At 68.7% G+C, this 14,058-nt stretch carries 16 protein-coding genes; 12 read left to right on the top strand and 4 right to left on the bottom strand.

Annotated features, from left to right (window positions below; genetic code table 11):
- The first annotated feature begins 21 nt into the window (after positions 1-21).
- Positions 22-405 carry a DUF7344 domain-containing protein gene (locus HUG10_RS18785; protein WP_179171230.1) on the top strand — a complete coding sequence of 128 codons (384 nt, stop codon included), beginning with the start codon at positions 22-24 and terminating at the stop codon, positions 403-405.
- 72 nt (positions 406-477) lie between these two features.
- On the top strand, positions 478-735 hold the full coding sequence (locus HUG10_RS18780; protein ID WP_179171229.1) for a PRC-barrel domain containing protein: 258 nt from the start codon (positions 478-480) through the stop codon (positions 733-735).
- Positions 736-915: 180 nt separating this feature from the next.
- Here HUG10_RS18780 and HUG10_RS22055 read toward each other — a convergent pair whose 3' ends face one another.
- On the bottom strand, positions 916-1,515 hold the full coding sequence (locus HUG10_RS22055; protein WP_179171228.1) for a cupredoxin domain-containing protein: 600 nt from the start codon (positions 1,513-1,515) through the stop codon (positions 916-918).
- A 495-nt stretch (positions 1,516-2,010) separates the two neighbouring features.
- Here HUG10_RS22055 and HUG10_RS18770 point away from each other — a divergent pair, with 495 nt between their 5' ends.
- Positions 2,011-4,134, top strand: coding sequence for a PQQ-dependent sugar dehydrogenase (locus HUG10_RS18770; RefSeq protein WP_179171227.1), 2,124 nt, complete (start codon positions 2,011-2,013; stop codon positions 4,132-4,134).
- 531 nt (positions 4,135-4,665) lie between these two features.
- On the opposite strand, the gene HUG10_RS18765 is transcribed toward HUG10_RS18770, so the two are convergent.
- From HUG10_RS18765 to HUG10_RS18755, 3 genes are read right to left on the bottom strand one after another with little or no spacing between them, the layout of a single operon-like run.
- Positions 4,666-5,433, bottom strand: coding sequence for an amino acid ABC transporter ATP-binding protein (locus HUG10_RS18765; RefSeq protein ID WP_179171226.1), 768 nt, complete (start codon positions 5,431-5,433; stop codon positions 4,666-4,668).
- Entirely contained in the window at positions 5,430-6,143 is a 714-nt protein-coding gene (locus tag HUG10_RS18760) for an ABC transporter permease (RefSeq protein WP_394355004.1), read from the bottom strand. Before HUG10_RS18760 ends, HUG10_RS18765 begins: the two co-directional genes overlap by 4 nt.
- A gap of 2 nt (positions 6,144-6,145) precedes the next feature.
- Complete coding sequence (locus HUG10_RS18755) at positions 6,146-7,078, bottom strand: substrate-binding domain-containing protein (RefSeq protein ID WP_179171225.1); 933 nt, start codon at positions 7,076-7,078, stop codon at positions 6,146-6,148.
- 191 nt (positions 7,079-7,269) lie between these two features.
- Between HUG10_RS18755 and HUG10_RS18750 the strand changes: the two genes are divergently transcribed.
- The 9 genes from HUG10_RS18750 (at position 7,270) to HUG10_RS18715 (ending at position 14,035) form a co-directional block, all read left to right on the top strand.
- Positions 7,270-7,713, top strand: a complete 444-nt coding sequence (locus HUG10_RS18750; protein ID WP_179171224.1) for a Rieske (2Fe-2S) protein — start codon at positions 7,270-7,272, stop codon at positions 7,711-7,713.
- 437 nt (positions 7,714-8,150) lie between these two features.
- On the top strand, positions 8,151-8,555 hold the full coding sequence (locus HUG10_RS18745; RefSeq protein WP_179171223.1) for a CBS domain-containing protein: 405 nt from the start codon (positions 8,151-8,153) through the stop codon (positions 8,553-8,555).
- A gap of 124 nt (positions 8,556-8,679) precedes the next feature.
- Positions 8,680-9,471 (top strand): SDR family oxidoreductase, encoded by a 792-nt coding sequence (locus HUG10_RS18740; protein ID WP_179171222.1) that lies wholly within the window; start codon positions 8,680-8,682, stop codon positions 9,469-9,471.
- Between the two features lie 107 nt (positions 9,472-9,578).
- On the top strand, positions 9,579-10,547 hold the full coding sequence (locus tag HUG10_RS18735; protein ID WP_179171221.1) for an amidohydrolase family protein: 969 nt from the start codon (positions 9,579-9,581) through the stop codon (positions 10,545-10,547).
- A gap of 114 nt (positions 10,548-10,661) precedes the next feature.
- Positions 10,662-10,796, top strand: coding sequence for a hypothetical protein (locus tag HUG10_RS22050; RefSeq protein ID WP_281375739.1), 135 nt, complete (start codon positions 10,662-10,664; stop codon positions 10,794-10,796).
- Entirely contained in the window at positions 10,793-11,746 is a 954-nt protein-coding gene (locus HUG10_RS18730; protein ID WP_179171220.1) for a VOC family protein, read from the top strand. Before HUG10_RS22050 ends, HUG10_RS18730 begins: the two co-directional genes overlap by 4 nt.
- 118 nt (positions 11,747-11,864) lie before the next feature.
- Positions 11,865-12,329: a hypothetical protein gene (locus HUG10_RS18725; protein WP_179171219.1), complete on the top strand. Its 465-nt coding sequence runs from the start codon at positions 11,865-11,867 to the stop codon at positions 12,327-12,329.
- Positions 12,322-12,894, top strand: a complete 573-nt coding sequence (locus tag HUG10_RS18720; RefSeq protein WP_179171218.1) for a hypothetical protein — start codon at positions 12,322-12,324, stop codon at positions 12,892-12,894. Before HUG10_RS18725 ends, HUG10_RS18720 begins: the two co-directional genes overlap by 8 nt.
- A gap of 448 nt (positions 12,895-13,342) precedes the next feature.
- The gene (locus tag HUG10_RS18715; protein WP_179171217.1) at positions 13,343-14,035 is read left to right on the top strand and encodes a DUF1028 domain-containing protein; all 693 of its coding nucleotides are present in this window, start codon (positions 13,343-13,345) and stop codon (positions 14,033-14,035) included.
- Positions 14,036-14,058 lie beyond the last annotated feature (23 nt).

Here is a 14,058-nt window from a genome sequence, read left to right as displayed (position 1 = left end):
GTCGAACGTACCTCCTACTGTATGACGCACACCGAAACGACGCCGGGCAGTGCACCGGAGCAACTGCGCGAGCTGGAGTCAGGGGAAGTCGACGACGTGTTCGACCTGCTGGGGCACCCACAGCGGCGATACCTGCTCGACGCGCTCGGGACGGACGCCCCCGTCCCGATCGCCGACCTCGTCGACGCGATCGTCGAGGGGGAGCGGGGCGCCCGCGGCCCCGCCCCCGACGCCGGCCGTGCCGACGAGGTCAAGCTCAAACTGTTCCACAGTCACCTCCCCAAGCTGGAGGAGGCCGACGTCGTCGACTGCGAGTACGGTGCCGGGACGGTGGCGGTCGACGACCCGGAGAAGTTGGTTCTCATGAACCGACTTCGAGCCGTGGTCGCGGAACACACCACGTAGGGTGAACGGGCCCGGTAGCTTGCAAATACTGCCCCGGAGGTTATCCCCGGATCGGCCCTACGAGGTAACGCGATGGTAAACAACGAGATCGATACGGTCACCGAGGACGACGTCGGTAAGGAAGTCGTATACAACGACGACACCGTGGGTCGGATCGTCGAGATCCGCCACGGCACGGCGTACGTCGACCCCGACCCGGGGATCGTCGAGACCGTCGCGGCGAAGCTCGGGTGGGCCGACGCCTCCGACGAGGAGGACGCCTACCCGCTTCAGGAGGAAACGGTGGAACGGGTCACGGACGACGAGGTCCGCCTCCGCACGGACCTGTAGTCGGCCGCGAGCCGGTATCGACTCGACGCGCCGTCGGTTCGGCGTTCCGTTTTTCCCGACCGTCGACCCCGAGTACGTGAGCGACGGGAACACCTCGGACTCGTAGAACCCCGGACACCCCTCCTGGCGCGTCCCGCTTCGACGGAACGACGCCCCGAACCGGTCACCCGGGGTCCACGTTCAGGCGCTGACTTCGAGGGTACCGACCATGGTGTTCGGGTGGACGGTGCAGATGTACTGGGCCATCTCCTCCGACGCGGTGAAGGTGAGCGTCGCGGACGCCCCCTCCTCGGAGAGCAGTTCGGTCTGCTGGAGGTTGTTGCCGTCGGCGTCCTGGATGGTGAAGTCGTGCGGGACGCCGTCGTCGTTGATCCAGGTGACCTCGTACTCCTGGCCCGCCTGGAGCTGGAGCGTCGGGTTCTCCTGGCCCTCGATCGCGGCCGGCGACTGACCGATCCAGGCCTCGACGCGGCCGAGGAACTCGTAGGCGGACGCTCCGCCGCCGTTTCCTCCCCCACCGCCACCATTACCACCACCGCCACCACCGCCGTCGCCGGTCCCAGTTCCGCCACCGCCGCCGTCGGTGCCGGTCTGTGCCGTCCCGGTTTCGGCCCCTGCCTCCGTCTCGGTGCTGGTCTCGGTGTCCGTGGCGGTGCCGATTCCCGGCTGGCCCCCGTCCGCTCCCCCCTCGACACCCTCCTGGGGGGAGGAACAGCCGGCGAGGCCCGCGAGGCCGGCTCCGGCGATACTGGCGGCTCGAAGGAACGCGCGACGGTCCATGCACCGGTTCTTTCGACCATCCGTGCAAGTGAGTCCGGGTTGTATTTGCCGGTAATCGCCCCATCTACTCCCCGTTTTCTGGCGGATTGCCGAGGGGCCGACGTCCCCTCCCTCGCGCGTTTCGTGTTCGTCCGCCGCCCCGAACGGGGGCACTCACGGGCGTTCGCCGACGTTCTCGCGCACGCGCATCGCGGCTCGGCACGCCCCGATAGCGATACGCGCGTGAGACGCGTCTCGGGCGCTAATCGGACGAAACCGGCCCTTCGTCGGAGTGAGCGGGCGTGGCCAGGAGCTACTCTCGAGCTATCGGCGGTAGGTGCGGCGAACCGGATTCGACGGCGGGGCCCCCGGTTACGGGAGTTCGACGCCACCCCGTCGGAACGTAGGGGCGCGTTTCACGCCACGACGCGTCCGAAAGCCGGCGTTAGTCAGGTCGGGGGCGTCCGAACTAACGCCGGCCTTTTTTGACGCCGACGTGGTCCGAACGGCCTGCCGATGACCAACGACAGTACACCCGACGAGCAGCCAGTACCGGACGACCCGGACGCCGAGCGGGACGAGTCGACGTCGCGGTGGCGGACCTCGCGCCGGAGCGTGCTCGGCGCCGCGGCCGCGACCGGCATCGGGGCCGGGTTCGCGGGGGCGGGCTTCGCCCAGGAGCAGGCCACGACCATCCAGCTGGTGGGCGTGACCCCCGGCTGGCAGTACGAGGGCGACCCCAACGCGCCCTATATCGCGGGGGATACCACCCCCACCGAGGGAACCATCACGAACCCGACGTTCCAGTTCCAGCCCGGCCAGGAGTACGAGGTCACCTGGACGAACGGTGACGGCCAGCCGCACGACTTCGACATCCAGGACGCCGACGGCAACACCATCGTCGACTCGGAGCTCCTGAGCGAGCAGGGCGCCACCCAGACGGTGACGTTCACGGCGTCCGAGGAGATGGCCCAGTACATCTGCACCGTCCACCCGAACACCATGGTCGGGGACATCCAGGTGGGGGGCGGAGGGACCGGTACGATGGCGGGCATGCAGGAGGACGGCTTCTTCGCGCAGGGCACCGAGGTCGGGTTCCAGACCGTCGCCGAGGGGATGACGGCGCCGACTGACTTCGCGGTGGCCGACGAGGACCAGGATCGCTACTTCGTCGCCGACCAGACCGGCGAGCTCTGGGTCGTCACGCCCGATGGCGGCCGTCAGGACGAGCCGTTCGTCGACGTGAGCGACCGCATGGTCGAACTCGGGACGTTCTACGGGTCGTACGCGACCCAGGGCCAGTCGTACGACGAGCGGGGCCTGCTGGGCGTCGAGTTCCACCCGGAGTTCCAGGAGAACGGTCGCTTCTACCTCCACTACAGCGCGCCGCCGACCCAGGAGCTCCAGGACCGGGGCTGGGACCACATCGAGATGGTCTCCGAGTTCCAGGCGTCCGACGACCTGAGCGGCGCCGACCCGAACAGCGAGGCGGTACTCCTCGCCATCCCCTCGCCGCAGTACAACCACGACGCCGGGGCCATCGCGTTCGGGCCGGACGACTACCTCTACGTCCCGATGGGCGACGGGGGCGGCGCGAACGACGACATGTACGGCCACGTCGACGACTGGTACGGTCGGAACGCGGGCGGCAACGGTCAGGACGTCACCCAAAACATGCTGGGCGACGTGCTCCGCATCGACGTGGAGGGCTCGGGCGCCGGCCCCCAGGGGAACTACGGCATCCCCGAGGACAACCCGTTCGCGGGCGAGGACAACCCCGGCATCGACGAGATCTACGCGTACGGCTTCCGCAACCCGTACGGCGTCTCCTTCGACAGCCAGGGCAACTTCTTCGTCGCCGACGCGGGCCAGGACCTCTGGGAGGAGGCCGACATCGTCGAGCGCGGCGGCAACTACGGGTGGAACGTGAAGGAGGGCACCCACTGCTTCAGCACGGAGAACCCGAGTCAGGTCGGCGCCATCACCGACTGTCCCGACTCGGAACCCGACGAGGCGCCGTACGACGGCTCGCAGCTCCAGGACCCCATCGTGGAGTTCCCGCACCAGTACCAGGGGCAGAGCGTCGGCATCACCATCGTCGGCGGGCACCGCTACGAGGCGGACACCATCTCCGGGCTGACCGGGGACTACGTCTACGGTATCTGGACGTCCGACCCGTCGCGCGAGGCGCCCGACGGACGGGTGCTCACCGCGACGCCGCCGGAGGGGTTCGACGAGGGCGGCACGGCCACGTCGACGCCCACAGGCACCGAGACGGGGATGGGAACCCCCACCGGAACGGCGACGGGGACGGACGCAGGCGGCGGCCAGGGCGACGTGCCGCGCGACCGGCTCTGGGAGATGCGGGAGCTCGTCTTCGCCGACGGGTTCCCGTTCTTCGTCCGCATGTTCGGCCGCGACACCGACGGCGAACTGTACGTGCTCGTGAGCCAGGTAGGCGTCCCCGAGGGCGACACGGGACGCGTGCTCCGCATCGTCCCGCCCGAGGAGGGCGAGACGCCGCCCGAGACGGGCACGCCGGCGGGCACGGAAACCGAAACCGGCGGACCCCAGACGGAGGGTCCCGCGGGCAAGACCACCCCGAACGGGAACGAGACGACGACGACGACCGAGGAGTAACGAGGGATTCGAGAACGCTCCGAGCGAGCACGGTGACGTGACGGACAGGGCACTGGCCGGTCGACGGGGTCGCTGGGTGGCCGTCGATCGGGCCGGGTAGAGGGGTCCCCGTCGATGGCGTTCCCGGGGACGTCCTCGGACCGCTGCTCCCGTACCTCGGGGATCGTCCGTCGGCCGGGCCGTGCGTTTGCCGCCGGACGACGCCCGGTAACAACACGGCCGTCAGCCGGCCAGCCAGCTATAGAGATTATCTGATATATAGTCAATAGAGTCACAGATCGATTGATATCGAGTGGACGAGCAGCCGAATCCGCTGGACTATCGAACTTTGCACCCGTAGACCTTCTATCCTCCGACCAGTAGTGCTACGAGTATTCGAGTGCAGCTGCCGGACTGGAGATGCTAAAGTGTCCCGAGTAAGCGTTAGAAGAGTTTTATCGCATCTATTGAGTCAGATCGAGGAGGATTGAAGATGCTCAAATAGCATTTGAGAAAGCATAGTCTCTAAGTGATATTTCGTCGCGGATCGGCTCAGTACACCAGTTCGCCGGCGACGAACTTCCGCGTGCGCTCGTCGTCCGGGGTCTCGAACACGCGCTCGACGGGGCCGACCTCGACGACGCCGCCGTCGAGGAGGACGGCGACCCGGTCGGCCACCCGGCGCGCCTGGTTCATGTCGTGGGTCGCGACGACGACGCCGATGCCACGGTCGCGGGCCGCGCGGACCGCCTCCTCGATGACCGCGGTGTTGCGCGGGTCGAGGTCCGAGGTCGGTTCGTCGAGCAGCAGGACGTCGGGGTCGTAGGCGAGCGCCCTGGCGAACGAGACCCGCTGGGCCTCGCCGCCCGAGAGCGACGCGGCGTCCTGGTCGGCCTTGTCCGCGAGCCCGACGAGTTCGAGCGACTCGCGGACCGCCTCCGCCGTCCCGTTCCGCCCCACGAGCCCGGCGAGTTCGTCCCGGAGGCGCTCGCCCCAGGGGCGGCGCACGCGCAGGCCGTACTCCACGTTCCGGGCCACGTCGGCCTCGAACAGGCCGGCGTCCTGGAACACCATCCCGACGCGCCGGCGGAGCGAGAGCCGGTCCGCCTCGGGGACCGCCCAGACGTCGGCGCCGTCGAACACCACGCTCCCCTCGTCGGGTCGCTCGAACAGCCCGAGGAACCGGAGGAGCGTCGTCTTCCCGGCGCCCGACGGGCCGATGATCGCCAGCACCTCGCCGGGGTCGACCGCGAGCGAGACGTTCGAGAACACCGGCTCGTCCCCGAAGGCGTGGCCGACCCCGTCGGCGCGGAGCGTCACCGGAACCGCCCCCCGTCGCCGAGGCGGACGACGACCGCGTTGACGAGCAGCACGATGACGATCAGGACGGCCCCGAGCACCATCGCGGTCTCGTAGCGGCCCTGTCGGGCCTCGAGCTGGATGGCGGTCGTCAGCGTCCGGGTCTTCGAGACGCCGTCCGCGCCGGCGATGTTGCCGCCGACGATCAGCACCGAGCCGACCTCGCTGATCGCCCGGCCGAACCCGGCGAGCACGGCGGTCGCGATGCCGTACCGGGCCTCCTTCACCGTGACGAGCGCCACGTCGAGCCGGGTGCCGCCGAGGGAGTACGCGGCGTCGCGGACGCTCCGGTCGACGCTCGTCACCGCCGCGAGGCTGATGCCGGTGATGGCGGGCGTCGCCAGCACGAACTGGGACGCGATCATCGCCTCCTTCGTGAACACGAGCCCGAGCCCGCCGAGCGGGCCCTGGTTGGAGACGAGGAAGAGGACCGCGAGCCCGACGACGACGCTCGGGAACCCCATCCCCGTGTTGATGACCGAGGTGGCGAAGCGCCTCCCCGGGAAGTCGGTGAAGCCGACGACCAGCGCGACCGGGACGCTGACGACCGTGCTTGCCAGGACCGCGAGCAGGCTCACGTACAGCGAGACGGCGATGATGCTCCTGACGTACACCGACTCGAACGGAAACGCGACCAGCAGCGGGAGCGATTCGAGTGCCGCGGGGGTCACGGTCAGCCGTCCGTGGAGTTCCCACTCCAGCCTTCCGGTACGTACTGCTGGAAGTCGGGGTCTTCCGAGAGCGCCTCCGGGTAGAACAGCTGCTCACCGTTCGCGGTGTACTCCTCGATGCGCCGCTGACCCTCGGGGCTCGTGATGTAGCCGATGTACGCCATCGCGAGGTCGTAGTTGACGTTGTCGTGGGCGGCGGGGTTCACCGCGAGGATGCCGTAGGGATTCGCGAGCAGCTCCGGCCCGCCCTCGATCGGCCCCTGGACGTGGATGACGAGACTGATCTCCGAGCGCTGGGAGAGGTACGTCCCGCGGTCGGAGAGCGTGTAGCCGCCGGACTCGTTGGCGACGTTGAGCACCTCGCCCATGCCCTGTCCCGTTTCGCGGTACCAGTCGCCGCTGGGCTCGACACCGGCCGCCCCCCAGATGGCCAGCTCCTTCGTGTGCGTGCCCGAGTTGTCGCCCCGGGAGACGAACGTCGCCCCCTGGTCGGCGATTGTCGAGAACGCCTCGGTCGCGGAGCCGACGCCGCCGATCCCCACCGGGTCGTCCTCGGGGCCGACGACGACGAAGTCGTTGAACATGATGTCCCGGCGGTTCACGCCGTACCCCTCCCGCATGAACTCGTCCTCGAGCGAGCGCGCGTGGACCATCACGACGTCCGAGTCGCCGTTTCGTGCCGTCTCCAGCGCCGCGCCGGTCCCCTGCGCCACCGAGTCGACGGTGACGCCGTACATCTCCTCGAACGGCGCGTTCAGTTCGTCGAGCAGCCCCGTGTCGTACGTGCTGGTGGTCGTGGTCAGGGTGAGCGTCTCCCCGGCGACCCCGGGCATCTCGTTCGAGTCGCCGAGGGCGGAGCCGCCCGTACAGCCGGCGAGGCCGACGGTGGCCGTGGCGCCCAGCGCCGCGAGGAATTCGCGACGATGTTTCGTCATGGGAACATCGACCGACCGTTACATAATAACGTCTTCGGTGGTCGATGTAACTGGTAAACGGTACGCCGGCGCGGCAGACGCCTCGGCACCACGGTGACGGTCGGTGGGTGTCGGTTCGCGGGGCGAGAAACCAGTTACCCCGGGCGGTCGGAACCGGAAACTGATATGTGGAACGGGCGTCAGCGACCGGCATGGCTGGCCGACGGGAACTCGCGACGGTCGCGGAGGTCCACGAGGAGCGGTCCTGGCTGTTCACGGCGACGGACGCGTACGGCGACGACGAGGAGGTGATCCTCGTCCCCTGCGGGGACGGCGTCGAGGCGTGGGTGAACCGCTGTACGCACGAGGCCCAGCGGTTCGACCGCGGGCGGGGCGTCGCGATGCGCGGCGGACAGGTCATCTGCCCGAAGCACGGCTCGATGTTCGACTCGTGTACGGGGTACTGCGACAACGGCGAGGCGGCCGACACGACGCTGGTCGACGTCGACGTCGACGTGGAGGACGGGACGGTGTACCTCGTCGACGACGACTACACCTTCGCCCACGAGGGCGGCGTCGACGACGCTCCGGACGGGGACGGCGGAGGCGGTGACGATGACGGCGGGCCCAGTTCGACCTCCCACCTATCGTTCTGACCGCCCGGGCGGTCCTACTCGCCTCGATGGCCGACGGACTCGACTCCCATCCCCCCCGCGAACGACTCGAGCCGCTCCCGGAACTCGTCGCCGTACGACTCCTCCTTCCACTGCTCTTTCTCGTGTACCATGGTCCGTGGGTGAACGGGTGATTTCTGGGCGAGATCGTGCCCAAACGACAGCCGTTTCGGTCCGTTTCGTGCAGAATTTTGGGTAAAAAGCTATTCCTGAATCGTCCTAATCGTGGGCAAATTGCTGGAAGAGTTGGACCGAATATGCGTTTCAGGGGGACGTATAATGGTATAAAATGATAGCTCAACAACGGACGGTCAGTTATCTCCCGATGACGAGTCGTGCCTTTCGACAACCGTTGGTATTCCGCGTGCTATCGCGGCGCTCACGACAACCCTTATCATCGGACCGACGAAGAGTGAGGTATGGACGATATTTTCGTCGCGCGACTCATGTCCTCGGATCTCCGGACGGTCACCCCCGACACGCTCGTCGAGGAGGCGGCCGGGACGATGCTCGAACACGGGATCGGATCGGTCATCGTCGTCGATGACGACGGCGGCCTCGCGGGGATCCTCACCTCGACGGACTTCGTACGCATCGTCGCAGAGCGACGCCCGAAGGACGAGACGCCCGTCTCCGAGTACATGACCACGGACGTCGTCACCGCGACGGCCCAGGACGTCGTCACCGACGTCGCCGACGCGATGCTCGACCACGGCGTCCACCACATCCCCATCGTCTCCGACGAGGACGGCGTCATCGGCATCGTCACCACGACCGACATCGCCGCGTACGTCTCCCAGACCGAGGCGCCGAGCCCCGCCTGAGGCGCCGATTCGACCGCCGTCCCCCGGTCGAACCGGGACGAGGCGCACCGCCGCCGTGCGCCGGTCCGGGGAAAGTTTTGCCGTCACGTGAGCCGTTTACCAGCGAACTCGTGACACTCACCGTATGGACCTGGGAATCTCGGGGAACTCGGCGATCGTCGCGGCCTCCAGCAGCGGGCTCGGGAAGGCGGCAGCGACGGCGCTCGCCGAGGAGGGCGCGAACGTCGTGATGAACGGCCGCGACGAGGAGCGACTGGACGCGGCGGTCGCGGACGTCCGCGAGGACGCCTCGGGCGAGGTCGTCGGCCAGCCGGGCGACCTCACCGAGGCCGACGACGTCGAGGCGCTGGTCGAGCGGGCCGTCGACGAGTTCGGCGGGCTCGACCACCTCGTCACGAACGCCGGCGGACCGCCGAGCAAGCCGTTCCTCGAGACGACCGACGAGGAGTGGTACGACGCGTACGACCTGCTCGTGATGAGCGTCGTCAGGCTCGTGCGCGAGTCGGTCGACCACCTCCGGGCCGACGGCGGCGGGACCGTCGTCTGCTCCACCTCCCACAGCGTGAAGGAGGCCATCGATGGCCTCGTGCTCTCGAACTCCGTCCGGATGAGCGTCATCGGGCTGGAGAAGACGCTCTCGCGGGAGCTGGCGCCGGAGATCCGCTGTAACGCCGTGATGCCGGGCGCCCACGAGACCGACCGGATGGAGTACCTCATCCAGACGTCCGTCGACCAGGGCCAGCACGAGGACTACGACGAGGGGTACGACGCCTGGACCGAGGGGATCCCGCAGGGCCGGCTCGGCCCGACCGACGAGTTCGGCGACATCGTCGCGTTCCTCTCCTCGGAGCGCTCGTCGTTCATCAACGGCGAGGCGGTGATGGTCGACGGCGGCGACGCCCGGTCGAACCTGTAGCCGACGCGGAGGACGGTCCACCGCCGATTTCGTCGTCAGGCCGACTACCTTCCCCCCGCAAACCACGCACGCCACGAATCCCGCACTCGACACCCACACCACCACACATGCCGGAAACCATCGACGCGTACACGCACGTCCTGACCGAGGAGTTCTACGACACGCTCGTCGAGGAGTACGACTTCCAGGGGTTGACCGGCGACCCGTCGTTCCTCTGGGACCTGGACCGCCGGCTCGCCGACATGGACGAGTACGGCGTCGACAGGCAGGTGCTCACGCTCGCGCTCCCGCCGCTCTGGCGCGGGATGGACGACCAGACGGCGCTGGAGCTGACGAGGCTGGCGAACGACGAGGTCCGCCGGATCGTCGACGACCACCCCGACCGGTTCATCCCCGTCGGCACGGTGCCGATGGTGAACGACGAGTTCATGCGGGAGTTCGACCGGTGCATCGATGACCTCGACATGGCCGGCATCCAGATGTTCTCCAACGTCGACGGCGAGCCCATCGACCGGCCGAAGTTCCACCCGCTGTTCGAGCGCGCCGAGCGCCACGACGCGCCGCTGTGGATGCACCCGCAGCTCCACGAGTGGTACGACTGGGCGAGCGAGTACATGGAGCACCGGCTGTTCGGCTGGCCGTTCGACACGACGCTCGCGCTCTCGCGGCTCGTGTTCGGCGGCGTCACCGAGCAGTACGACTTCGACCTGCTCGCCCACCACGGCGGCGGGATGGTGCCGTTCTACGGCGGGCGCATCGACTCGTTCGTCCGCACGAGGCGGGAGTACCCCGAGAACTACGCGGACACGGACCTGCCGGACCTCTCGGAGCCGGTGAGCGACCACTTCCGGGAGTTCTACGCCGACACGGCCGTCAGCGGCTCCACGGTCGCCCACGACTGCGCCCACGGCTTCTTCGGCGACGACAGGCTGGTGTTCGGCACCGACTACCCGTTCGGGCCGGGGCGGGGGCGCGAGTGGACCGAGTCGGGGCTGCTGGCCGTCGACGAAATGGACTTGGACGACGGGGCGCGCGAGCAGGTACTCGGCGGCAACCTCGCGGACCTCGTCGACTGACCCCCGTCGGTCGCGCGTTCCACCTCCCAACCCGACGGGACCGGAATCGGCTCCCGGCGGAAAGATGATACCAATTAACAAGGACCGACGACCACCACGACGACGAGAGACCACATGAGCCGAGAGAGCGAGACGGCCGGCGCGGACGGTCCCCGACTGTGGCGGCAGGGAGTCGGACGGCGGGTAGTTGGACGGCAGGTGCTCGGGCAGCAGTCGACGCGGACGAGCGGTCGGGGTGGCGGACGGTGAGCTCCCCCATCGCCAAACTCGGACACGTCGCGGCGTCCACGCCCGACCTGGAGGAGTCGCTCTGGTTCTTCCGGGACGTGCTCGGGTTCAACGTGACCGAGCGCGTCGACGGGGTGGCGTACCTCCGCGGGATGCGCGACTGGGAGCACCACACCCTCAGCCTGGCGGAGGCCGACCGGGCCGGCGTCGACCACGTCGCGTTCCGGACGCGCGACGCGGCGGCGCTGGAGGAACTGGCGGGCACGTTCGAGGCCGAGGGGACCGAGGTGACCCGCGTCGCGGCCGGCGAGGAGCGCGGCCAGGGCGAGGCGATCCGGGTCGAGAAGTTCGGCCACCCGTACGAGTTCTACTACGACGTCGAGAAGCCCGACGCGCCGGCCGACCAGCGGTCGAAGCTCCACAACCGGCTGTACAGCGAGGCGGGCGCCAACCGCATCGCCCCCCGGCGCATCGACCACGTCCACCTGCAGGACGCGGTGTCGCCCGACCACGCCGCGTGGCTGGGGGACGTCCTCGGGTTCGAGACCCGGGAACGCTACCGCGGCGACGACGGCGAACTCTGGGGCTGGTGGATGGCGGTGACCGCGCTGCCGCACGACATCGCCATCCACCGTGAGACGGCCGGGACCGACCCGTTGTTCCACCACGTCTCCTACCACGTCGACGACTTCGACGACCTCTGGGACGCGGCCGACGTCCTCGCCGAGCACGGCATCGCGCCGGACGGCGGCCCCGGCCGGCACGCCATCACCCAGGCCGACTTCCTGTACGTGTCCGACCCGGCGAGCGGGATCCGGGTGGAGCTGTTCGCCGGCCCGGGCTACCTCAACTTCGAGCCGGACTGGGAGCCGATCGAGTGGACCGCCGACGAGATCGGCGGCGCGACCGACCACCAGTGGATCGGCCGGGGTCCCGAGTGGGTCGGCCTGCCGTACGTCGACGCCGAGTAGCCGGCGCCCCGACGACAGTTCGGCGGCGGAATCACGCCGTCCACGTCCCGTCGGACAGCCGCCGCCGGGCTCCAGCGGACCACCCCGTTATTTGTCATCGCGCCGAGAACAGACGTCGATGGCATCCTCCCTCCACCTCGCCGTCAGGACGGTCCACCTGCTCTCGATGGTCGCGCTCGTCGGCGTCAGCGCGGGCGCGTGGTACGCCCTCCGAACGAACAGTCGCCCCGGCGTCGCGGGGTTGCGCCGGGTCGAGTGCGCCTTCTGGGCCGTCCTCGGCCTGCTGCTGGCGACCGGCGTCGGGAACATCGGCGCCCTCGGCGCGCCCGGCCCGGGGACGCGCTGGGGTGGCTTCCTGACGGTGAAACTGCTCGTCGTGCTCGTCGTCGTACTGGGGTCGTTCGTCCGGACGAGCGCGGTTCTGCGGCTCCCCGACGGCAGGGGGTACGCTCGCGGCGACGCCTCATCCGACGATGGCGCGACTCCAGTCGGTTACGAACCTGTCCTCGAACGTCTCTATCTGGTAACTACCTGGTCGCTACTCGTCGTCGTCGTGCTCGCGGAGGTGCTCGCGCATGGCTGACGCCGGGGACGACGTGGCCGACGCGGCCGCCGTCGAGGCGACCGATTCCGTCACCACTGACCCGGAAGCCGCCCACGCGGCGACGATGGCCGACGACGCTGAGGTCTGGCTGGTCGCGACGTTCAACCTCGTCGCCTTCTCCCTCCCGCTCGTCATCCTGGGTCACGCGAGCGGCGCGCTGACCGACACGCTCCCCGAACTCGGGACGACCTACGGCCTCCTCCTGTTCGGCTACCTCTGGCTGCTCCTCTGGCTGTCGACCCGGTGGGTGTTCGCCGAAGGCGGACTCGAGCGGTGTCGGAGGGGCGAGACCGGGCGGCTCCTCGTCCGCGGGATGGTCGGCGGCGCGCTGGTCGGCATGGGCTTCGTCGTGGGCATCGCGGTCGCGATCGCGGCCGCGAACGTGCTCGACGGCATGGTCGACGTCCCGGTGTTCGTCTTCCTGCTCCTGCTCGGCGCGGCAGCGGGGAGCGTCGTCGGCCTGGTCGTCGGCCTCCTGTTCGGGGTCGTGGACGTCGCGCTCTACCGGGCGAGCGCGGCGCTGATCTCCTTCGACGGAAACTGATCCAGGCTGGCAGTAACGGGGCGGGGAATTAACAGAATAGAGTAATAGATATATATTCTATATTACTCTAGTTCCATCACGAAGCCATCTGAGCGTGGGGGAATCGAATATCGATTCTAAAACGCCCTTTACGACAACTCTTGAGGATTCCTCGTCAGTTGCTCCGATGAAGGGAGCGGGAACAACTGAGAAACTCGATCAACGCCATAAACGCGCTCTAAACCTCAATAGGCCATATCCGGCGTTCGGAGCCAAAATACGACTCGCTGGCCCCGAAGCTACTACTTCAAGTATATTTCTCCTATCGTATCGTTTATCCGTATGATCTATCGAGGATCGGCTCGGCGTCCTCCACGGCCACCCCGAAGGACGCTCTCTCGGGAGCGTCGTCGCCGACGGAACGCGTGAGTATTTACGCCCCGCCGCCGACGACCGACTACCGATTCGCATGCGACACAGACCCGGGACGTTCTCGATCGCAGTGCGGGACCGCGAAGCCGACGCATTCGGCGCGGCGGTTACCACCGGCACGGTCGCCGTGGGGGCGACGTGCCCGTACGTGAGCCGGAACGCGGCCGTGCTCACCCAGTCGTATACGCGGACCGAACACGGCCGCGACGCGGTCGCCCGCGCCGACGCCGGCGAGCGCGTCGACGACGCGCTGTCCGACCTGCTGGCGGCCGACGAGCACGCCGCCTACCGCCAGGTCCACGGCGTCGGGACGGGGAGCGAGTTCACGTTCACCGGCGACGAGTGCGTCGACTGGTGCGGGAGCCGCGTCGGCGACGACTACACCGTGGCCGGGAACATGCTCGCCGGCCCCGAGGTGCTGGAGGAGACCGCCGCCGCGTACGAGGCCGGCGGGGGCGACGTGGCCGAGCGCCTCGTGGCCGCGCTGGAGGCCGGCGAGGCGGCCGGTGGCGACGACCGGGGCGAACTGAGCGCCGCGCTGCTCGTCTGGGCCCCGGAGCCGACGCTGTATCACAACCTCCGCGTCGACTGCTCGGAGACGCCCGTGGCCGACCTGCGGGCGGTGCTGGAGGAGGCGCGGACCGCGCGGGAACGCATCCGCGCGGAGACCGACGATGCGTTCGACGGCGAGTACCCGCCGGAGCTCCTCGACTTCGGCGTGAAGTACTGAGACGACTCGATCCGACTGGGCGA

Origin of the sequence: Halorarum halophilum, assembly GCF_013401515.1 — an archaeon.
GTDB classification, from domain to species: Archaea; Halobacteriota; Halobacteria; order Halobacteriales; family Haloferacaceae; genus Halorarum; species Halorarum halophilum.
The sequence above is the reverse complement of the archived record's forward strand: the minus strand, read 5'-3'. Positions and strand labels throughout refer to the sequence as shown.